At 42.6% G+C, this 21430-nt stretch carries 28 protein-coding genes; 23 read left to right on the plus strand and 5 right to left on the minus strand.

Annotation, left to right across the window (positions count from 1 at the left end; translation table 11 throughout):
* Entirely contained in the window at positions 1-1554 is a 1554-nt protein-coding gene (locus ABNK31_RS05435) for a hypothetical protein (protein WP_418894695.1), read from the minus strand.
* Positions 1544-2020 (minus strand): hypothetical protein, encoded by a 477-nt coding sequence (locus ABNK31_RS05440; protein ID WP_418894696.1) that lies wholly within the window; start codon positions 2018-2020, stop codon positions 1544-1546. Before ABNK31_RS05440 ends, ABNK31_RS05435 begins: the two co-directional genes overlap by 11 nt.
* 186 nt (positions 2021-2206) lie before the next feature.
* Here ABNK31_RS05440 and ABNK31_RS05445 point away from each other — a divergent pair, with 186 nt between their 5' ends.
* The 21 genes from ABNK31_RS05445 (at position 2207) to ABNK31_RS05545 (ending at position 16421) form a co-directional block, all read left to right on the plus strand.
* Positions 2207-3316 carry a Clp protease ClpP gene (locus tag ABNK31_RS05445; RefSeq protein ID WP_418894697.1) on the plus strand — a complete coding sequence of 370 codons (1110 nt, stop codon included), beginning with the start codon at positions 2207-2209 and terminating at the stop codon, positions 3314-3316.
* A gap of 32 nt (positions 3317-3348) precedes the next feature.
* Positions 3349-4395 carry a hypothetical protein gene (locus tag ABNK31_RS05450; RefSeq protein WP_418894698.1) on the plus strand — a complete coding sequence of 349 codons (1047 nt, stop codon included), beginning with the start codon at positions 3349-3351 and terminating at the stop codon, positions 4393-4395.
* A gap of 64 nt (positions 4396-4459) precedes the next feature.
* The gene (locus tag ABNK31_RS05455; protein ID WP_418894699.1) at positions 4460-4825 is read left to right on the plus strand and encodes a hypothetical protein; all 366 of its coding nucleotides are present in this window, start codon (positions 4460-4462) and stop codon (positions 4823-4825) included.
* Complete coding sequence (locus ABNK31_RS05460; protein ID WP_418894700.1) at positions 4825-6066, plus strand: DUF2586 family protein; 1242 nt, start codon at positions 4825-4827, stop codon at positions 6064-6066. Before ABNK31_RS05455 ends, ABNK31_RS05460 begins: the two co-directional genes overlap by 1 nt.
* 3 nt (positions 6067-6069) lie before the next feature.
* Positions 6070-6495: a hypothetical protein gene (locus tag ABNK31_RS05465; protein ID WP_418894701.1), complete on the plus strand. Its 426-nt coding sequence runs from the start codon at positions 6070-6072 to the stop codon at positions 6493-6495.
* 145 nt (positions 6496-6640) lie between these two features.
* Entirely contained in the window at positions 6641-6979 is a 339-nt protein-coding gene (locus tag ABNK31_RS05470) for a hypothetical protein (protein WP_418894702.1), read from the plus strand.
* A 23-nt stretch (positions 6980-7002) separates the two neighbouring features.
* Positions 7003-7179, plus strand: coding sequence for a hypothetical protein (locus tag ABNK31_RS05475; RefSeq protein ID WP_418894703.1), 177 nt, complete (start codon positions 7003-7005; stop codon positions 7177-7179).
* Positions 7176-7793: a DUF6046 domain-containing protein gene (locus ABNK31_RS05480; protein ID WP_418894704.1), complete on the plus strand. Its 618-nt coding sequence runs from the start codon at positions 7176-7178 to the stop codon at positions 7791-7793. Before ABNK31_RS05475 ends, ABNK31_RS05480 begins: the two co-directional genes overlap by 4 nt.
* A gap of 19 nt (positions 7794-7812) precedes the next feature.
* The gene (locus ABNK31_RS05485; RefSeq protein WP_418894705.1) at positions 7813-8769 is read left to right on the plus strand and encodes a hypothetical protein; all 957 of its coding nucleotides are present in this window, start codon (positions 7813-7815) and stop codon (positions 8767-8769) included.
* 80 nt (positions 8770-8849) lie between these two features.
* Positions 8850-9395 (plus strand): hypothetical protein, encoded by a 546-nt coding sequence (locus tag ABNK31_RS05490; RefSeq protein ID WP_418894706.1) that lies wholly within the window; start codon positions 8850-8852, stop codon positions 9393-9395.
* Position 9396: 1 nt separating this feature from the next.
* Positions 9397-9714, plus strand: a complete 318-nt coding sequence (locus tag ABNK31_RS05495; RefSeq protein ID WP_418894707.1) for a hypothetical protein — start codon at positions 9397-9399, stop codon at positions 9712-9714.
* Positions 9711-10151 carry a lysozyme gene (locus ABNK31_RS05500; RefSeq protein WP_418894708.1) on the plus strand — a complete coding sequence of 147 codons (441 nt, stop codon included), beginning with the start codon at positions 9711-9713 and terminating at the stop codon, positions 10149-10151. Before ABNK31_RS05495 ends, ABNK31_RS05500 begins: the two co-directional genes overlap by 4 nt.
* A 5-nt stretch (positions 10152-10156) precedes the next feature.
* Entirely contained in the window at positions 10157-10585 is a 429-nt protein-coding gene (locus ABNK31_RS05505) for a hypothetical protein (RefSeq protein WP_418894604.1), read from the plus strand.
* Positions 10512-11033, plus strand: a complete 522-nt coding sequence (locus ABNK31_RS05510) for a hypothetical protein (protein ID WP_418894605.1) — start codon at positions 10512-10514, stop codon at positions 11031-11033. The genes ABNK31_RS05505 and ABNK31_RS05510 overlap by 74 nt, the downstream gene beginning before the upstream one ends.
* The gene (locus ABNK31_RS05515) at positions 11006-11278 is read left to right on the plus strand and encodes a hypothetical protein (protein ID WP_418894606.1); all 273 of its coding nucleotides are present in this window, start codon (positions 11006-11008) and stop codon (positions 11276-11278) included. The genes ABNK31_RS05510 and ABNK31_RS05515 overlap by 28 nt, the downstream gene beginning before the upstream one ends.
* A complete protein-coding gene (locus tag ABNK31_RS05520) occupies positions 11275-12105 on the plus strand; it encodes a hypothetical protein (RefSeq protein ID WP_418894607.1) in 831 nt (276 codons plus the stop codon). Before ABNK31_RS05515 ends, ABNK31_RS05520 begins: the two co-directional genes overlap by 4 nt.
* Entirely contained in the window at positions 12102-12872 is a 771-nt protein-coding gene (locus ABNK31_RS05525; RefSeq protein ID WP_418894608.1) for a hypothetical protein, read from the plus strand. The genes ABNK31_RS05520 and ABNK31_RS05525 overlap by 4 nt, the downstream gene beginning before the upstream one ends.
* Before the next feature lie 4 nt (positions 12873-12876).
* A complete protein-coding gene (locus ABNK31_RS05530) occupies positions 12877-13137 on the plus strand; it encodes a hypothetical protein (protein WP_418894609.1) in 261 nt (86 codons plus the stop codon).
* Between the two features lie 6 nt (positions 13138-13143).
* On the plus strand, positions 13144-13746 hold the full coding sequence (locus ABNK31_RS05535; RefSeq protein WP_418894610.1) for a hypothetical protein: 603 nt from the start codon (positions 13144-13146) through the stop codon (positions 13744-13746).
* A 4-nt stretch (positions 13747-13750) separates the two neighbouring features.
* Positions 13751-15394, plus strand: a complete 1644-nt coding sequence (locus ABNK31_RS05540; protein WP_418894611.1) for a glycosyl hydrolase family 28-related protein — start codon at positions 13751-13753, stop codon at positions 15392-15394.
* A 196-nt stretch (positions 15395-15590) separates the two neighbouring features.
* The gene (locus tag ABNK31_RS05545; RefSeq protein ID WP_418894709.1) at positions 15591-16421 is read left to right on the plus strand and encodes a DNA adenine methylase; all 831 of its coding nucleotides are present in this window, start codon (positions 15591-15593) and stop codon (positions 16419-16421) included.
* Positions 16422-16492: 71 nt separating this feature from the next.
* Here the strand turns inward: ABNK31_RS05545 and ABNK31_RS05550 are convergent, their stop codons facing one another.
* Positions 16493-17857, minus strand: a complete 1365-nt coding sequence (locus tag ABNK31_RS05550) for an IS110 family transposase (protein WP_418894624.1) — start codon at positions 17855-17857, stop codon at positions 16493-16495.
* 182 nt (positions 17858-18039) lie between these two features.
* Entirely contained in the window at positions 18040-18687 is a 648-nt protein-coding gene (locus tag ABNK31_RS05555) for a hypothetical protein (RefSeq protein ID WP_418894710.1), read from the minus strand.
* Between the two features lie 181 nt (positions 18688-18868).
* On the opposite strand from ABNK31_RS05555, the gene ABNK31_RS05560 reads away from it, so the two are divergent.
* Both ABNK31_RS05560 and ABNK31_RS05565 read left to right on the plus strand, forming a co-directional pair.
* Positions 18869-19219 carry a hypothetical protein gene (locus ABNK31_RS05560; RefSeq protein WP_418894711.1) on the plus strand — a complete coding sequence of 117 codons (351 nt, stop codon included), beginning with the start codon at positions 18869-18871 and terminating at the stop codon, positions 19217-19219.
* An 859-nt stretch (positions 19220-20078) separates the two neighbouring features.
* Positions 20079-20489 (plus strand): hypothetical protein, encoded by a 411-nt coding sequence (locus ABNK31_RS05565; protein ID WP_418894712.1) that lies wholly within the window; start codon positions 20079-20081, stop codon positions 20487-20489.
* A gap of 310 nt (positions 20490-20799) precedes the next feature.
* On the opposite strand, the gene ABNK31_RS05570 is transcribed toward ABNK31_RS05565, so the two are convergent.
* A complete protein-coding gene (locus tag ABNK31_RS05570) occupies positions 20800-21078 on the minus strand; it encodes a hypothetical protein (protein ID WP_418894713.1) in 279 nt (92 codons plus the stop codon).
* Between the last annotated feature and the right edge of the window lie 352 nt (positions 21079-21430).

Genomic DNA, 21430 nt, shown 5'->3' on the forward strand with positions numbered 1-21430 from the left:
TTAAAATCTATTTTTTTGAAATACTGAACGTGGCGTGGTTACTATATCGAAAGAACTCACAAACGTTACCTTGTTGAGTTCTGCTATTGCAGACTGAAGAGCATCAGGGCCGTCATCATTGGCTCCGCTACCTTTTTCAAATGCGAGGAGTTGATCTTCCAGGTTCTTCATTCCCGGATCATTTTGGTTATTGATGTTAAAATAAACATTCAATCGTTCGAAATGTCCTGCCATGCTTTCAATACGATCATATTTATTTCCTTTACTGTTTTTGTCAGCCACAATGGGAATATAATATCCGCGCCGATCTCCTTCGGTATCGAAATCGTTTACGAATTCATCTTGTGCAAAAAGGCCTTCAATCAAGTATGCGATATTATACTTTTGCAGGTGTTTTTTTTCATACAGTTCATAAAGCCAATACGCACATACGGCACGGGATGTTTGACGGACAAAAGCATCAATAATATGAAATTCCCTTTTTGTTTTTCCAACCAAGAGAAGCGCTTTGTAGTCGCCCCTATCTTTATATGAGAGGTCGCCATACATAACCAAAGCATCGTATTTTTGTAACGGGAGTACGTTTTTGTACTGAATCCATTCCGGTTTGAAAATCGAACCGTCCACTAATGGCGTACACATGTATTCCCGCATCCAAGAACGATAAGGCGTTGATGCATATTTCTCACGCCAATAGTCGGAGGTATATTTTGCTGTCCATGACGGTGTAAAAAGGTCATCGATAACCGCTTTGATTTTGAAGTGATGAAAAGTTTTCGGCAACCCTTGCTCTTTAGCCTTTCTGTTAGATATTTCACATAATTCTATCAGTTTTGACATGATGGAATTTTTGTGAATTTGATTATTGTTGAATACAAACCGTTCGTGCCCCTTGTCAAAGCATCCCCACAGCGTTCCGGTAATATAGTCCACCGCTTCACGGATTAGCCGGTCGTTGTTACAACGTTTCAACGTATCAATATCGTCGCATCCGATATAATCAGGTCGATGTTCGCCGTTGCGTAGCCCGCGGGGGTCTTGTCCGAACCCGAGTGCCCTGAAATGGATACCGTTCTTTGTCGTGAAATTGCCTTCTGACCAATCACCGTGCTTAAATTGTTCACCGTAATCGTTTATAAGACGTTTGTTAAACTTCAAATTCGCCTGAATATCGGAAAGCAATCGAATGGCTTTATCTTCATTTGCGCCAATTAACAACATAAACCAAATTTCCTTTTTAACCAAGGCTAAAAAAAGCGGTACGCCAAGCATGAAGTGTACGGATTTAGCCGAGCCTCGAAACCAGTCGTTGAGCAATTTGATTATAGAATTATCAATAATGAGATTGGCTGTTTTTTTGTGGAAAGGCGCACATTCGGAAGTTGCAAATTCAGGAAAATGATAGGCAAACCAGTCGGTATAATTTAATTCAAGTTTTTTGATACGCTTGTGCTTTTCTTCCGCGGTTTCGCTTACTTTCAAAAATGCCGTCTTTTGGATTCGCAAGCAATGCGCATCATAGTCTTTTAATATTTTGTCGTAATTAATTGCCATTGTCCTGATCTATTTTGAAGATTAAAAACATTTTGTGATACTGTGTTATTTTTACAGCATCTTCGGGTTCGATTTGGCTTATATAGTTATCGCATTCAATCAGCACATCACGGACAACTTCGGGGCTTACCTTTTTACTCATATAATCGTATGCCTTCATAATCTTACTGATGGCATCAGCGTCGATTTCTTTTACTTCATTACCATTTGTGTCAGTTCTTTTTTCACCCTTAGCTACTCGAATAGCTGCTTCCATAAGAATACGTTTCAATTCAGTTGGGCCTAAATCGAAAAGTTCTTTTTTGTCATCCCATTTACCGTCTTCACGCCATCGATAAATAGTTTTGATATCGCGTTCCAATTCTTCTGCGATAGCTTCCGGTTTTAATCCTCGTTCAACGAATAGCCATTCGGCATGATTGATTTCGGCTTGTGAGGCCTGTCCTTTTCTTCTCTTTTTCGCCATTTGAATTAAATTTTTATACAATATTACGGATTCTTTTCGCGCGTAGGGATATCGGCGTTAAAGCAGCTTTAACGATTCGTAAAGTGGCTTTAATGTTTAATAAAGTGGCTTTATTCCGTGTATTGACATTCAAAAATAACCCGTTACTTTTGCTGCATATTTATACGATTTAAATAGTCGTGATTTATGAGAATAAGAAAAATTGACAATAGTCATGCGGAAGTAAAATTATACGGGAATATCGGCACATGGTTTACCGATGGCGACCAGTTCTCGCAAATGCTCGAAGAGGTCGAAGCTAACGGATATACCCGTCTAACGATTCGAGAGCATTGTTTCGGCGGATCGGTGTTCGAAGGAAATGTAATTTACAATGCACTGCAAAGAAGCAAACTCGATATTACGATCGTAATTGACGGTGTGGCCGCTTCAATGGGATGTTATATTCTTCCGGCCATCGAAAACGTGGAAATTTGCGAAAACGCTTTCGGCATGGTTCACCGTCCGAAATCATTTGGCGGGGGTGATGCGGATGCACACCGTAATGAAGCTAAACTGCTCGACAGTATGGAAGCCAATTTCATTAAAAGAGTGAGCGAACGAACCGGGATGAAAGAAACCGACGTCCGTAAGAAATGGCTTGATGGCGGTGACCATTGGCTTAACGCCAAAGAAATGGTACAATACGGATTTGCCAAAAAAGTTATCCCTGCTACTGCGAAAAACATAAAAGATTTAGACAAAGATATAGCGGCTAACATCAGCGTGGAAAGCATATACGATCGTTTTGCCGCGCAACTACAGATAGAATCAACTAATCACAAAAATGACAAAAAAATGAATGTAAGTGCACTTATTGCCGCCTTCGCATTGGAAGGCGTTACGGCTGAGAGTTCCGAAGCGGATGTTCTGAAGGCCCTTCAAACCAAATTTTCCGGTTTGGAAAACAAAATAAAGGAATTGGAAAACACGGCCAAAGCAAAAACGGAAGCCGAAATCAATGCATTGCTGGATGCGCAACCGAAAGGCGCCTTCACCGATGATGAGCGGAACAAACTGAAAGAAATCGGAGTAAAAGCGGGCGTTGATGCTTTGGCAGTGGCTTTGAAGAAAAATACGAAACCTACCCCTGTTATTGCAAGTATGATTCGGGATGCAAAAGGTGATGCTGCCGTTACAAAGGATTGGAAATGGTACCAGAAAAATGATCCCAAGGGATTGGAAAAGTTAGCGGAATCGAATGCCGATGAGTTCAACAGGCTGTATTTGGCTGAATATGGCGTGAATCCCGCATAAATATTGAATTATTAATTGCAAATAAATATTATATGAGAACGAAAACAATTTTAGTGATGTTGATGGCCTTGTTGGCCAACACTGTTATGGGCGGGGCGATTGCGTATGCTGTAGGTATTCCGGAAATAGCAGGCGTAGTGGGAATGAATGTCGTCGGACTCGCTTTGTCGTTTGTCCCTATGCCCTCGGGGGTACGGGCTGGCGTGTATGTAGAGGTATGGACGGGAGAATTAGTGAAGCATTTCAGTCATGCCGAAACTGCTACTTGGATGGATGGAATACCTGATTACAGCCGTTACCAAAATAATAGTGTGATCCATTTGGTAGATGTGGGTGCCGATCCGGATGTATTGATTAATAACTCAACCTATCCTATCCCTATTCAAGAATTGGAGGACGGGGATATCGCAATCTCTTTGGATAAGTTTCAAACAAAGCCTACACCCGTGACGGATGATGAATTGCATGCCTTGAGTTATGATAAGATCTCAAGTGTAAAAGAACGACACGGAAATGCAATTGCCGAGACGAAATTCGATAAAGCAATTCATGCTTTTGCCCCGGCTGAAAATGCGGCTTCGACACCTGTGGTATTTACATCCGGTGACGCATCCGACGGACGATCGATGATCACTCGTAAAGATATCATCAAGTTGAAAAAGGCATTCGATGACGCCAAAGTACCGGTAAAAGGCCGCCGTTTGGTATTGTGCAACGAACATGTACAGGATTTGCTTTTAGCGGATCAGAAATTTGCCGATCAATATTACAATTACACTTCCGGTAAAATTTCAAATCTGTACGGGTTTGAAGTGTATGAATATGTAAACAATCCCTTGTTTACACAGGAAGGAAAAAAGAAATCCTTTGGCGCGACTGCCGCTGCGGGTGATTTCCGTGCTTCTGTTGCTTTCCATGCACCGACTATGTTCAAGTGCGCGGGCGAGACAAAAATGTATTATTCCGAAGCGAAAACAGATCCGCAAAACCAAAGGAATCTGATCAGTTTCCGTCACCGCTTTATCGCTTTGCCGAAAAAGCAGAAAGCTATCGGGGCAATTGTGTCTAAGTCGGTTTAATGAAATGTATAACCCGAAAACTCCCCGCGATATCAACGGGAGTTTTCTATAACTAATTAAAACAATGGGTAATTTAAAGATATCTAAAGAAACAAGGGCAAAAGCTATCCAAACAGCAAAGGATAACGGATTGTCGTCGATTTTCGTAAATGATAAAGGCGAGTTTTTCAGCAATGAAAACTTTGCACGCCTAAGTGTGGATCAAAAGGTCGATCGATATGCAAAAATCGATGTATTGACGGTTGATACGGATGAGAAAAAAGGCACCAATGACACGGGTACTGTAACGGAAGTTGTTGCCGCTATCGAAGCCGCGACCGATATCGCTTCGGTTGAAGCAATCCTGAAAGCGGAAAACGAAGGAAAAGGGCGCAAAACCGTCATTGAAGCCGCTGAAAAGAAAATCAAACAATTTAAACCCGAAGAATAATGAGTCTACGTGGAGTAACTATAAAAGAAGGTCAAATCGGGGCGAATGTAATAGGCGACGGGCGTGAGTTTGGCTTAATCACCAATGGCGTGGCGATTGCCGGAAAAGTGTCGCTCGGATCGGTCTACACGTTACGCCGGGTTTCTGACGCTACAGCGCTGGGTATCGATTCGAATTATGATGCTTCAAATGGCGTTCAGGTCTATCGGCATATTTCGGAATTCTTCCGCCGGGCCGGTGAAGGGCAAAAACTGCATATATTGCTCGTTGCTCAAACCAAAAAACCGGGTGAAATGGTTGATGATGCCAAAACTTTGGCCGTCGAATCAGGCGGGGTAATCTCCGACATGGCCCTTGCTTTTAATCCTGCGGCGGATTATGAAGATACGTTGCTTGACGGGATCAACGCCGATATAAAAGCTGCAATTCCGCTATTGCAAGGCTTTGCCGATTGGTGTGATGAAAAAGATATGCCATTGCATGTGATCCTCGAGGGGCGTTCTATCGGTGATATGCTCTCAGCGTGTGTTGATTTGCGGGGACTCGTTATATCGGAACAGCCGTTCGATGCCGAAAAGGTGACCTTGGTTGTCGGGCAGGATTGGGCCTATGCCGATACTTTGCCAGGACATGGAAAGAAGTTTGCCGATGTCGGTACCTTTTTAGGTGTGGTTGCCTCGATGCCATGGAATCGAAATCCGGGTGAAGTGGAAACGCAAAACCTAACGGATAGCCAACTCGGAGTGTGGACAATCGGCGGACTGAGTAACCATAAAAAGTATAGCGAAGTGTTTTCGGAACTCGAAACGCTTAACGATAAAGGGTATGTTTTCCCGATCCGATATCAGGGTATTGCCGGTTATTGGTGGAATGACGGTCATTGTTGCGTGGAGATCGTGAACGATGCCGCCGGAAATATGAATCAGCACACCATTTATTACAGTCATACGATGGATATGTGTAAACGGCAGTTGCGGCTGACTTATCTGCCGGAGGTAAAGAAACCGGTCTCTTTGGATGATGACGGAAAGTTGCCGCAAAGCGTCGCCGGTTATTTTAACGCGATCGGTGACGGGGTATTCGACAGTCTGGCAAGCCAAGCATTGATATCCGACGGTGAAACGAATGTAGATACGGACAGTGATCTCTTGCTCGAAAAGGTGTTGAATATCGATTTCGCAGTGATCCCGACCGGTTGCGTGAATGAAATCAAAGGAACTATTAATCTCAAAAACCAGTAAAGTATGTTCATAAAAAGAATGGGGGAGGTTTATTCCTCCGGAGATGCAGTGGTAACGCTGGCCGGTATGTACGATATTAATCCGACCGCCATCGAATACGGCTATTCATATGCGCATGCATACCAGCGAGGCATCAAACGGGAACCCCGGGGATGGCGTATGGGTGCAAAAGATTATGAAGGGAAAGTCACGCTTCCATTGGATTTGGTTTCCTATATTGAAAAGTTTGCCCCCGGCGGGGATATCGCCCGTATCCGGCCATTTCCGATCAACGTCACGTTTTTCAATGCGGAAAATGAATTGATCAATGATTTGGTGACGGCAAAATTTCAAGGTAACGGACGTGCGGTAACCAACGACGGTGAATTGGAACGCGAGTTCGATCTGTTTATCATCGGAATCAAACTAAACGTTGGAAAGACAATATAAAAATAATAATCAATGAAGGAAAGGGAAACTGAAAGCGGTTTTGTGCTATTCGCGATGTGTGCGGAGCCGTTTCCTGCGAAGCTGGCCGGATAGGTTTCCCTATGTTTAAATCAGTTTTAAATCAAATTTAAATACAATAATCAGTATGAACGAAAAAGAATTACCGGTGGGTATAAGCGCCGAAATGATTGCCGATGCAAAGGCAAAACATGGTGAAAAGAATGTGAAGTTTCTTGATTTGCCGTTGAACGATGAGAGTACGGAATTCAAAACCGTACTGGCCTGCGTGCCTACGCGGACTATTATGGGGCAGTATCGCCGCTTTGCCGATACCGATCCGAAAAAGGCGGACGAAATTTTAGTGAAAAACTGCTTGCTTTCACATAAAGATGAAGTCCTTGCCGATGATGGCCTGTTTTACGGCGCATTGACCGGCATCGCGGATTTGATCCCTATGCGTAAGGCTATCGTAAAAAACTGCTGACGCAACTGCCGGATATTCCGCCTTTGGGTGAGAATTCCGACGGTTGCGACATGGATGATGTGTTGCGAATGAATGACGCCATGATTCGGTTCTTTTTTAAGGAAAACCCGGATGATCTCTCGGATGTAGATTATGCCGGCCGGATAAAAGAACTGAAATGGCTCGCAGGTGAAGGATTATTAAGAGGTATCAAATTATGAAGATCGATTTTGCAGGAAGGTTTCAAAGCGCGTTTGGGTTTATCACGAAGAGCATAAGCAGCCGGCTCGATAAGGAAGGCTTCGGCGAGGTGATCCGGAACTCGCATAATAGTGGCTTCGACCTGAGCGGAAATGTGTATGTTTGGGATGAAAGCGCATCTTTCGATGAAATCACTCTCCGTAATAGTACGGGCGGACGATACCTCTTTGCCTTCCGGCTTCTTTCGGAGCAAATGGGTGATGTGTTTGCAACCCCGCCGATGCTTTCGCTCAGGCGGTCGAAACGCTTAATCATTACAACGATTGATAACAGCGATACGGAAGTGGTTGAGCGTTATGGTACCGAGCCGTATGAAATTACTTGGCGCGGGTTGCTTATCGATTTGGAGAATCATGCTTTTCCAATCGATAAACTGGAAGAACTGAATAAAATATTTGAAGAAAATGGTGTATGGAATGTTGATAGCGAAATACTGCAAGCGGTAGGTGTCGCGGCGGTATACTTCAAAGATATTCAGATTGATTTTGTGGAAGGATTTGAAGATACCATCTCTTATACTTTTACCACGCGTGCGATACGCCCGTTGGAATATCAACTTAATGATGTGAACTGATATGCTCCTTTATCGAAACATGATATCAAAAGTAACGCTCGGCCGGGTTATTCTGAATAATATATCGAATTTCGAGATTAATGAAAATATTCTCGAAATTTCAAATACGGCGAAAATTACCATACCCAGGCATTACAAACAACTTGATGGAAAATCCGTTTTGGATCAATTTCGTGTAGGAGATAAAATGACTATCGAGGCCGGATATTATTACGGTAGCGATGTGGATATGGCCTTAGAGTTTACCGGGTATGTACAGGAAATAGAAAGCGATTACCCTTTGATTATCCATTGTGAAGATGAGTCGTATATTTTCCGTCAGACCAACAATAACAAAAGCTACCGGGATGCAACGCTCAAACAGATTCTTTCGGACATCATTCCAAGTAATATCGGAATCGAGTGTCCGGATATGACACTGGGTAAATTTATGATTGACAACGCCAGTACGTATTCCGTATTGCAGCAATTGGTCAAAAATTACGGGTTGTTCAGCCGTTTGCAAGATGGTAAACTGAAAGTCGGATTAGCCTATGAATTCGGCGATAATACAACCGAGCATACGTATGTGATAGGTAAGAATGTAAAGAAGAATGAACTGAAGTATAAACGGGAGCGGGATTTTAAAGTACGCTTTAAAGCGATCGCTAATAATCCGGACGGTAGCAAAACCACCGTTAGTATTGGAAATAAAGACGGAGATGCTTCGGAACGCACATTGAATTTTGCAGGGCCTATGTCTGAAGCTGATCTCAAAAAAGTCGCGGAAGGTGTAGCAAAAAAAGTGATATACGATGGCTACACCGGTTCGATAACCGGATTTGGCATACCTCGCACGCATGCCGGTGACGCGTTAGTGATCCGGGACGAATTCGAGCCCGATCGGGAAGGAAAGTATATGATTGAAAAGGTGGATATCGCCTATAACGAAACAAACGGTTTTTCCCGTCAAAATACGCTTTCTTTTAAATTGTAGTACAGATATACCTTTTTGAAAAGATATAATGTTCTGAACGATTTTAAAGCGGGTTTAAAGCATTTTAGAAATATAGAAACATGGGACAAGTGGAGCAAGCTATAAAAGAAGCGATATCGGCGGTGTCGGAGAACTCACAGATAAAAGGGATCATATCCGGCATCGCGGTAAATGTTCGTAATACATTATGCGATGTGGAGCGGGAAAACGCACCGACTATTTACGATGTGCGCTTGAATGCCATCGATGATGACCTGCAAAGTTTCCTCACCGTTGTTCCGGAAGAAAAAAGCAATGTACTGGTTGCTGTTATTGAGAATTTGAAGACTGAGGCTGTTGTTGTCCGTTGCTCTGAGGTTCAAAAGGTATTACTAAAGATTGGGGCCAATACAGTGGTACTGGATAACAACGGCCTTGTTTTCAATGATGGCGAAATATCAGGGTTGGCAAAATTGCCCAAACTCATTGAGTGGATGCAAAAAGTATATGCCGACTTACAGACATTAAAAACGCAACTTCAGACACATCCTGTTGCCGGTAATGGATCGCCACTTGCGATGTCATTTAATCCACAAACGGTAAATCCGGAAAAGTCTGAATTCGAAGATACAAAGATAAAGCATTGAAATGAAAGGAATTCTTTTAGATAGCAGTCATGATCTGGTTGTCTCTGTGAGACGGGATGAGGGTGGGAAAATCGTGTCGGGCTTGGTACTTGATGATATCACGTATCAGCGGTGCGAACTGATCATTATGGCGCAAAAAGGAGAATTCAAGGAATATCCTACGTTGGGATTCGGTATTGAAAGTTATCTGAAATTGCCGGCAACACGAAAACAACAGTTCATTAATGCCCTGCAAACAGAATTAAAGTCGGACGGATTCAGCAACGCAAAAGTAACGGTAAGTAATAATGATTTAAGTGATTTTGAAGTAGAAGTATGAAAACATCAACCCGGGGCATTGCCCTGATAAAAGAATTTGAAGGCTTTCGGCCGAAAGCCTATTTGTGCCCGGCGGGCATCCCGACGATCGGCTACGGGCATACCAAAGGCGTGAAGCCGGGCGACACGATTTCGGAGCGGCAGGGAGAGCAATTTTTGCGGGAAGACCTTGCCGCCTCGGAAAGGGTTATAAATGCGCTCAGCTTGCCATTGTCGCAAAATCAATTCGATGCCCTGGTAAGTTTCGTCTTCAACGTGGGATCGGGCAATTTTACCCGTTCAACCTTACTGAAGAAAGTCCGGGTAAATACGAATGATCCGTCGATAGCCGGCGAGTTCGAAAGATGGAATAAAGCGCGTGTAAACGGTGTGCTCACGGTCTTGCCCGGATTAGTCCGTCGCCGGAAGGCCGAGAGTGATGTATACTTTTCAAAATAACGGTTATGAATTGGTTTGAAATATTGTCCATTGTCCTCAATATTGGCTTGGGGGGCAGTCTTATCGTTACGGTTGTAACCCTCAGGGCAACCAAAACAAAAGCCGAGGCGGATGCACAAAAGGCCCGCGCGGAAGCTAAAACAACCGAGATTGACAATGTGGACAGTGCAATAAAGATCTGGCGTGATCTTGCAACAGATATGAGCGTGAAATATGACTTGGTATTGGTTGAGTTGGAAAAGCTACGAAAGGAAGTCAACCGGCTGAATCGTATCAATACGAAGATCATGAAACTGCTCGATAAGATCACCCCCGAGAACATGGAGGCTATTGTAGAACAAATTAAAACGGAGATTCAACATGAAGCAAAAGAAGATACTGCTACTCGTTTGGGTGTTCCTGCTGACAGCTTGCGGAACGATAAAAACGGATAAGCGACAGGCGTTCAAAACGGATCAGGTCTCGAATGTCGATGTAACGGTAAAGGAGTCCGGATCGCAAAAGCGAATTGACAACATCATGAAAGATGCAAGGACAAACGTGTCCGATAAAAGCGTTACCCGCCAGACCGATACGCAATATTCCGCTCCGGATTCTTCGACCGGCCGGCAACATAAGACTCGCGAACGCACGACCGAAACGCTGAATGATATCGCAGTCATCAATGAACAGAATGAGCGTATCATCAGCGAACAACAGGACAAAATTGATCGCCTGACACTCGTTACTTCGCAGCTTCGGACGAAGCTGGATGCTTCGCTCTCGGAGAAAATAACAACTACCACGCGCCCGCCGGTATGGACGTACATCGTTGCTATCCTTGCCGGAGCCGCGTTGACACTAATAATCAGGATATGGCTAAAAAGGACATTCAGGCTTTAGAAGGACAGTCGGTATTCGACATTGCCGTGCAGACGGCTGGAAGCACCGAGGCGGCCATTGATATCGCCGCCGGGAATGATATTTCTGTGACGGACGATATCGATGTGCTCAATACGATAAAAGCATCGGCCACGGTAAACAAATCCATAGCCGGTTATTACGAACGAAACGCCATTAAACCGGCGACGAACATCACGGACAAAGGTCAGATTTTCGAGGACATTTTTAACAACACGTTCGCATGAGGACTCTTAACGAAATAGTACAAGCAATCCGCGCCGATTTTGTGGCGAATTCAACGTTGCAGCAGATGTATGGACTTGATAGATCGAAAACCTTCGATGAGCAATTCTCGAAAGTGAGCATCGAGGCAATATTGACGTATATCGTTGCCGTCGCGATCTTCACGCTTGAATCGCTTATGAACCGGCATCAGTCCGATATTGATGCGGCTATTACGAAGAATGCCGTGTGCTCCATTCCCTGGTACCACACCCGTTCGATGGCCTTTCAATTGGGCCATTTCGTCAAGTTTAATCCCCTCACATACGGGTTTGAATATCCCGAAGTGGATGAAGAATCACAAATTATCCGGTTTGCTGCGGTTAGACAGTTAGAGGTTGAAGGCGTTACGAAACTGCGCATCTATGTTTCCAAAGACGACAGGCAACCATTATCGGCGTCGGAACTGGAAGCCTTCCGGGCATACATCACCGAAATCGGCGCGGCCGGTACGCACTTCGAGATCATCTCCCAGGCTCCGACATCGCTCGAATTTACCCTCCAGGTAGTCCGAAATGCAATGGTGCTCGATATGGACGGGAACCGCTTGTCCGGAGGCGGCAAGCCGGTGGAAGAGGCGATATCCAATTATCTGGACAATATCATCTATGGGGGCGTGTTTAACCGGACGAAGCTAACAGATGCCATCCAGCAGGCGGATGGCGTGTCGGACGTGATCCTGAACGAAGTCCGGATCGCCGGGCAGGCGGTCACCTCGCAGAACATCGAATCACCCGGCGGGTCATTCGACTTTGACATCGATCATACAATAATAACTTACACGGTATGAGAATAGATTTTTACAAACTGATAGAGCAACTTTTGCCGACCTTTCTGCGCAAAGACCGTATACTCGCCTTCCTGCGCGTATTGGTTGCGAAACCCTTGCAGCAGCTATTCGTCAAGTTCCATCTGTGGCGGATGAAATCACGTTACGAGGCAAGCGTATCCCCGCAGGTGATCTCCCTGATCCACGCCATTGAACGCACCTTCGACTGTGTGGCAGAACTAACCGAGTTAGACGGCAAGCCGTATGACTTCCTTATTTCCATCGACCGAAGTACCGACCTGAATGCCATACGCGAGTTTATCGATAAGCATAAACTTGCCGGCAAGTCGTACTTGTTTAAGCTGGGCGATGCGGCATTCTCGGTTACTTGGCTTAGTCATACCGATGAGCATCTAATAGAAGAGTATTCAGCAGAATGGACTGAATACATCGACTCGCGTGGAATAGAGTTAAATCTCAGTTTGACTTGGAATAATATGGCATACGGACAATTTCCGGAGCTTACGCGCGGATGGGCGATAAATATTGAGGCATCGGAGCCTGTAACAAGTGACTTGGAATTTACAGTTTCATTAAAAGTTTTTAATAGTTTTACTACAATTACAATCCCTATAGAAGAGACACTTGTTCTTGCTTCCGGCGAAAATTGGCTGATTAAGAATATTAACGAGAAATATTACAATAACAATTCACTCGTGATAAGGATTCAGGACGTGACGTTTTCTCCTGAGGTAGATGAACATCATTTTTATGATTTAAAGTATTAACGATATGGCAAAGAAACGCAGTTTGACATTAAAAGTTACAAAAACGCTCTCCGGCGACATGGCGGAAGGGTACCCGCGCACTTATTACGGAATGCAGGCATTCTCGTATAATGGAACGGATTATCCGGCAATTGATGCGGAAACATTCTCGATGATGGCAGTGAGCCTATATCAATCCCGTCTGTCTGCTTTCATTGCATACGTAGAATTACAGGAATTCGGACTGAATATTAGTGAAGTACAAACCAACGAACCGTATTATTAAAACATTATGGCAACTTATACAGAATTGGAAGAAAGAATAGAAGAATTGAAATCGCGAACGGGGCGTATGTCCATCTCTCCGGAAGAAACATTCGACCTGATGAAGGACATGCTTGGCAAAACAAAGGGCGTGGACTATAATGCCGCCTCGATGGCCATACTCGGCAGTTATGCCACGAAAGCGGATATGGAAGCCGATAAGGCTCCGGTCGGTACCGACGGCAAGCCGTTGAAACATGGACAGACGGTATCCGTTACGAGCGATCCGGTGAGTGCCAATAACGGCGTATACCGATATCTCGAACCTGGATGGGATTTGGTGTTCCGGTACAACGACAGCCTGATATGGTTAAAGGAGAACCTTTCTTCGTTGAAAATAGCCTGTTTTTACGCCTCCGTTGCCGATATGCAGGCCGATGATTCACCTGTGAACGAAAGTACCGGGGAGCCGCTGCAAATTGGCGAACTGGCCGCGATATCCAACCCGGCAGATACCGGCGATCTGGATAATGGCAAGATATACGCATGGACTGGATCCGGCTGGACCTATATGGGGCAACTCGATTCGATTACTTCCATGGATTTTACCGATAACTATTTTGACATTTAGAAATATGGCACAAATTATTAAACTCTTAGACAGTCACACAAAAGAAAACGTCAACTATGAACAAACCCAATCATGGCATGATGGGACTGAAATGAACGATGAAAAATGCGATGGCGTTATTTATCGAAAAAAGCGGGGCCTGTATTATAGAAGGGCTTATTCTTCGAGTCTTAATGTAAAATGGTTTGGTGCAATAGGGAATAATAGCAATGATGATACGATTGCATTTAAAAAAGCCATTGCCTTTCTCAAAAATATGGGCACTGGTAAATTATACATCCCGACTGGCAACTATGTATTGTCAGATACATTATCTATAGAATTAGACGGTATCCAAATACAGGGTGACGGGTCAAAAAATTCAATTTTAAGAATAAATCATAATAATGCTGCTCTTAAGTACACAAGCATCATTTCTGATTTATCAATTTCCAAATTTGATATTTCTCAATTAGGAATAATAAATATAGTTAATGACGTTTCGTTTCCAAATGATACAATGAAAGGGATAGGCGTATTGTGCAGTCATATGCACTCTTCTTTATTTTATGATGTATATATAGAAAATTTCTTAGATGCCTTGATTTTAGAAGAGTCATATCTCAATAGCTTTATAAATTATTTTTCTCAATCAAATTATCGGGGGGTAAAAACTGTTGGAGGCTCAAATGGTAATACTTTTTATAATGGCGTTATTAGGAATTCCTCTCTTGATTTAAGAGGCGTCGGCTCAGAAAGAAACCTTTTTATAAATATAGATATTGAACCTGCAAGTAATACCCAATATGTAGGAAATAATAATACTTTTCAGAATTGTCGATTTGAGAGGTTCAATTTATTACATGCTGATTTTAAAAAGACGTGGTTTGTACTTGATTCAAAAAATAAATTCATTAATTGTGACTGGCACTGGAATTATGCTGATCAGCCACAAGATTACATGATGATTATAGAAGGGGAAGGAAACAGGGTAGAGATAGGAGATACCAATACAACGGCAAAATTAATTCTTCTTAAAGCTACTTCAAAATATAATATGATTGATTATAGGGGTAGCTTTAGAGACTATCAAATTACGGGATCGGTTCGTTATTCTGATTACCCTATACAAGACTGTGGACTTGGCAATGAAATAAATTTCTCGCCTGGAGGGGAAGTCTCAAAAATAATGGGCGATTATGATCTTTTGAAAATCGGAAAATTTAATAATAAAATATCAGGGCCATGGTATGACAATGTTACAATAAATATGAATACCATGTCTATTGTTGAGACTGATATTCATCAGCCGGGTCTCTATACAACTGAACAAAGTGCTCGAAAAATAGAAATAGTGAATGATAATTATGTCAGAAGGTTCTCAATTTTGTCAGATGTAATAGCAGATAGATTTAAGAAATATTCAGCGTCGGCCTGGATATATATTCCAGCGGGTTTTGACGGAACATACGTCTCAATTTCAATTATAGAGGGGATGTATATACCTCTGTTTATGTCCAACGACAATAAAGAAAAATGGGTGCGAGTATTTGGTTATTCCCAGCCACCAGCCTATGAGCCTGTAGGATTGCACGTAGACACAGATGCTTTATCTGGATATTTTTATTTTTCATTTCCAATCTTATGTGAAGGTTTATCACCCGTTTGAGGGGGCAGGCGTAAAAAAGCCCCCGCCTTCGCCAACCGCTAATTTCTCACGTCACCGGTTGAAACGATAAAGGTGCACACACACCAAGACAGAGGCTTATGCCTTTATGGTGTGTGTGCACCTATTTTATTATGACGTGAGAGAAACAAAAATACAATAAATAAACGAAACAAACTACACTTTTAAAAATTACAGTATGAAAACTCCAATTACATATTATGGCGGCAAACAAAACATGCTGAAGCACATCATGCCGCTGATCCCGGCGCATACGATCTACTGTGAATCGTTTGCCGGCGGCGCGGCTGTTTTCTTTGAAAAGCAGCCATCGCAGATGGATGTGATCAATGACCTGAACGGCGAACTCATCAACTTTTACCGGACGATTGTCTGTAATTATGAAGAACTGAAACGGGAGATTAACCGGACGCTGCACAGTCGAACGCAGCACGAAAGTGCCTGGTTCATATACAACCATCCCGATGACTTTACCAACATTCAGCGTGCCTGGTCAGTATTTGTATTGAGTAAATTGGGCTTTGCCGGGCAGTTCAGCAACTCGTTCGGCTTCGATAAGTCCGAAGGCCGTCAGGCTCGGAAAGTCGATTTCGCCAAGGAAGCCTTCACGGTCGAGTTACGTAAGCGGCTCGAGATAGCCACGATTGAGAACGATGACGCTTTCCGTGTTATTACCCGGTATGATACTCCCGAGACGTTTCATTTCATTGATCCGCCGTATGTCGGTTCCGACATGGGCCATTACACCGGCATGTTCGATGATGCGGATCTCGACAGGTTGTTACAACTATGCGTCACCCTTCAGGGTAAATTCATGCTTACGATGTACCCGAATGACAATATTCAGTTATATGCCGAGCGAAACGGTTGGGTTATTCATTCGGTAGAGCGACAGATATCCGCCTGCAAGGAAAACAGGCGTAAACAGGAAGAATGGATTGTGTGCAATTATCCGGAGCCGGCCCGGCAAAGTGAGTTCAATTTGTTTGCCGGTTTAAACTGTGTTTAACGGGCAAAATGAAAGTGTTCAAAATATTATAATATTGAAAATAACAATTATCTTCTATATAACAAACCATTTCATCCGCATTCTTTGATTTGATTTTGAAGTTTTTCGAGGGTTCTTTGGGTCTTAATCAATTTTCTTCTAAGTATCTCGGTTTCGCTCGTTTGGGTAAAAGAGTCATCAAACTCGACCTTGTATTTAACCATTGTATAGAGTATCCTCCCCAATTTGTTCGCAGTAGCGATAATAGCCGGCAAGTAACCGCTTTTTGCCTGTATACGCCGGAAGTAATATCCTAAGGGCGTTTTACTTGTTTTCAGGGAGTTTGCCGAAGAACGCAGGATTTGTCCAACAGGATTCTTCCGCTTTGGAATTTTGCTGGACTGGAGTTTTCCTCCCGATATTTTGTTGTTGGGTGTGAGATTACACCAACAACAAAACTGTTTGTATGAGTCAAACTTATCGGTAAAATCGTGTCCCAGCTCACCGGCCAACCGCAACAGGGCCGCTTCACTGACACCCGGTATGCGCATCGCGTTGACACCCCATAATCGGATCGCGTGCTTTTCGATATCTATCGTGACGGCATTCTTTTGAGCTTTTGCTTTTTTCGCCCTTTGCTCCGGCTTGGAAGTTTCTTCGGGTTTAACGTCTTTGAGATACTCCTGCAGGATGCCCTCTATCTGCTTGTCACAATCCTTCATCAGGTTTTGGTAATATACATACAGTTCATAGCTTTGTTTGAGCATGAACAGCAGGTCTTCGTCCCAATTGGCCTGCAGGGATTTGGCGATGGTTTCTTTGGGAGATTTGCATCGGGGATCGGCCAAAGCCGATAGTTTTCGGGCATCGCGTTCCCCGGCCAGAATGGCGCGAATAATCTCCTGTCCCGATTTTCCCAAAATATCGCTGATGACATTGCCCAATTTGATGTTCATCAATTCCATGGCCTTTTGCATGTGGAGCACTTCCCGCGAAGAAGCTTTCAACAACCCGTCACGGTGGCGCGATACATTGCGGATGCGCCGGGCATGGTTCTGGGGTTGGAAACTGGCTCTCAGAAGCCCGTAACTATGCAAGACCATGATGGTTTCGGCATCTACCCGGTCGGTCTTCTTTTCACTGATATTTTTGATGGCCTTGGCGTTGACCAGCAACACATCGAATCCATCCGATTCCAGTATCATGTAGAGTTGGACCCAATACACCCCCGTGGATTCCATGGCGACGGTTTCAATGCCACAGGCTTTAAGCCAATCCGATATAAGGTGTAAATCTTGCGTAAACGTGCCGAAGCGGCGGTTGTTTTCTCCATCCCGCTCTTCCGGGACACATACTTGCATTTCGGTGGAAGAAACATCGATACCCGCCGAATTGGGATTCACGATTTCCAATTTCAATCCCTTGCCTGTCTTGATTTTTTTCGCTTTCTTTGCCATAGTTTTAACTTGTGAATAAATAAAAGCCTCATCAAGCCCGGATGCTTTAAACAATGATAATCTTCTATAAGGTCTCATAGGAACCAAGTATTTCATTACGAGCAAACCGGAACCGTACTTTGCATTGGAGTCGTATCCAAGATAACTTGTGGTTTACTTGCTTGATGGGGCTTCGCAAGTTATTAATTATTTCTCATTTTCAGAGAAAATCCTAACTTTGCAAAAGATGAAACATCATCATAAATAGCATTGAGTTCCTCTTCCTGTTTATCGGTAAGCGTCTTGCTTACGTTTTTAAGATGTTCCTGCTGAATGTTTAGTGGATAAAACTCATCAGCTTTGGTCAGAATCGCATCGATATGAGCCGGATTGGTACCTTTAGCTTCAATTTCGGCGCGCATCTCGGGTGAAAGCCCTTTTTTGAAGGTTTGGAGCATTTGCGAAAATTCCTCGTCGTCGAGGCGATCCAGACGGATAAAACGTCCTCCGCTCATAAGCCCTAATGATGTCAGGATATTATTTCTCTGGGGTTTGATGGAACTGAAATCCTCTTTGACCTGCGCTTTAAATTTACCTAAATGAATCAAAGCCTCAGCACGCGCTTTATTTACATCTTCAGTTCTCCTGTGTAATTCATCTGCGTTGTCGATACCGAGTATTTCTTTGATAGCCTTGTCTATCCTTGTTTTCTGGTTGGGGAGAAACGGGTCTTCCCAAGCCGGGCGTTCGGTTACTAAGAAGTCTTTCACTTCTATTCCATTGTCGATAATGGTTGCCGAAGCGGTCAACATGTTAACCGCACTGGTTGAAAAATGTCTTGCTATAGGCATTGTTTTTAGATTTTAAAAATGAATAATTCCGTTTTACTTTTTACTTTAAAAAAGTTCAGTTGAAACAATCGGCAAAAAAAAGAGTTTCGAAAAAATGTAGAAATTGTTGCATTTTTATATTTGGTTAACGGTGAAGGGAGCTTTTTAAACCTTGTTGCACATTCAATTAAATGAAGAGATATTGCGTGCGGCGGATGAAATGGAAGAAGACTTGATAAAAAATGAAATCATTCCGCGTCTTTCAGAAAGTATTGAGCCTATCATTACCAAAATAGAACGACCAATCGTCCTGGTTGTAGATTACATTCCAGATGAACAATTATCGGTTCGCCTCACTCGTAAGAGAGTGATCACAGACGAACAGGAAACGAAGAAATACGAATTGATAACCAAACCGAAGGAACCGAAAACCGGAAAGAGTATCAGTTCGTCACCGAAAAGTAAGAAGACCAAACTCGCAGTTACATTTCCTGATGGAACACACATTGAACATCATTATGCTTATGAGACGCTTTTAGCTACGATCGAATAAATAGGACCTGAGCGGGTGGCATCACTGAATATAAAATGGCTGGGGCTTCCTTTAGTTTCAAAACAAAAAGATGATTTCTATAATCAACATGAAATATCCGGGGATTGGTTGGTCGTTACTCATTCGGCAACTATCACTAAACGTCAACAGTTAGAGAAAATTTCCAAGCAGTTAAATTTAGGCCTGAAGATAGTTATTGTCGATTAGGAGTTTGTCGATGTTTCGGTTCAAAGCAACCGTTTGCAAGTTTATCATCAACCCCGGATGGTAGCGGTTCATATCGGCAGTTGCGGGAAGCATCAATGTATGGTGAATATCGAGCGCTATCTCTATACTTTCCGTCGAAATCCGAGAGCTTTACCCTGGCTGTATACTGATAGATCGGAATTATATTTTATATGTTTTCCGCGACAAATAATGTCACATGGGTAATATAAAACATGAAAATATCACGATTCTATCAGGGGCGATTCTCTCGGAGATGAATACTAAAGGTCGCAATTGGTTTACACTGGGTGATGCTACTAAAGCTTTCTCTGATTTGTCTGCAGAAAATTACCTAAACTCATAGCAATAATGGTTGATGATGCTTTATTATTGCCTCGTATGTATAGGCTTCTATGTTTATTATTTCCCTTTCTCATTTTTTTATTCGCAAAATCTGTTTGTTATTTGCTTTAAAATTGTAATTTAGCAAAATCAAAACGGCTTTTGCTCACGTAAGCTACCGTTCGAGGCTCTACGGTTTCTATTCCGCCTCTTCGGCAAACGCCCACCCGTTAAGCGACAGCAGTGGACAACGCAAAGCGCAACAATCACAGTAGATAGACTATTTCAAAGGACATAAAATAAAAACAAGATGAAACCCCATTTTCTAAGACAAAGTATTTTGACAAAAACACTAATGATAATTAGTGTTTTAATAATCTTCATCTTTTCTTCTTGTAATAAAGAAGAAATAAAAATAGATGATAATAATGAAACAGCAATGAACGACAACTACTATGTAAAGTATGTTATTTCTAGTAGTTATCCGAGAATTTTTAGCAATTGGTCGGTTACTACACCACAAGGAAATTACACCAAAAATAATTACCAAACAAGACATTGGGAAGAAACATACGGTCCTGTAAAAAAAGGATTTAATTGTAAGGTTCAAGTTGAAAATGGAGAACCAACAGTTGCAATATATGTTGCAAAAAATCAAGAACCGTTTGCTTTGAAAACGACTAGAACAGGTCAATCAGCTTCATATATTATAGATTTTTAAAATCTAGATAAGACAAATACCGATTCAACATACTATTGTTTAAGGTTGGTCAGTTCCTGCTAGTTGTCGAGCTATGATTTGACTGCATAGCCATACTTGCTTTCCCATTTGGCTGCAAAGTCATTCAGGGCGGCTTCTGTCGCCTCCCTGGGGATGATCATATATTCGCTTCATATCGACGGAAAACACCTTCCTGTCCCTACAGACCACATAGCGGCAGCCGTTGCGTATTTCGTGGATCACGCATATCTGGACTTCAACCCTCCAATTACCAACTTACACAGTTAAGGGATACTCCCGGGAAAAAATATTAAAATTGTTCTAAGGTCTCAGTAAATTCTTCGAACCTCTTTAACGCATTAATTACTGAATAATGACTTTGCTTGCCAAATTCAGCTTCTTGCCCATTAATATCATACTTTTTGACATATAAATTAATGTTTTGTGCTAATGTTTCTTCAGATATATTTTCTCTGTTACAAACTTGACGAACACGGTTAACATAATCATACACCGTTGAAGGATTTCCTGACGGTGTTGTTAATTTATAGCCTTTTTCAATTAGATATTTCTTGAATTTGTCTAGCATAACTATGAATTTTTTATATATGAATTACATCTTGATGAGTTCTAAATTAAATAGGCGGCTTATTTATGTATGTCTCCGGCTTAGATATTCCGATTATATTCACTTATTTGTTAAAGTGCTCATTTTTGACAGAATTACTTCTTTTTTATCGAACTCTCTCCATTTTTTAGCTCTCTCTTTTTGGACGTAGGGGAGCACTTTATAGGTATTTGTGATATAATATGGAATTGAAAACAGATTGTCAACAGCATCCTCCCTTTACACTTGTCTTTTTCGTGCAGGATTGAGGCGTTTTCTGATGATTATTGGTAAAATGATCTTTAGATTTGCAGAGTAAATCTTCCATTTCCGA

The organism is Limibacterium fermenti (assembly GCF_041902845.1).
GTDB classification, from domain to species: domain Bacteria; phylum Bacteroidota; class Bacteroidia; order Bacteroidales; family Dysgonomonadaceae; genus Limibacterium; species Limibacterium fermenti.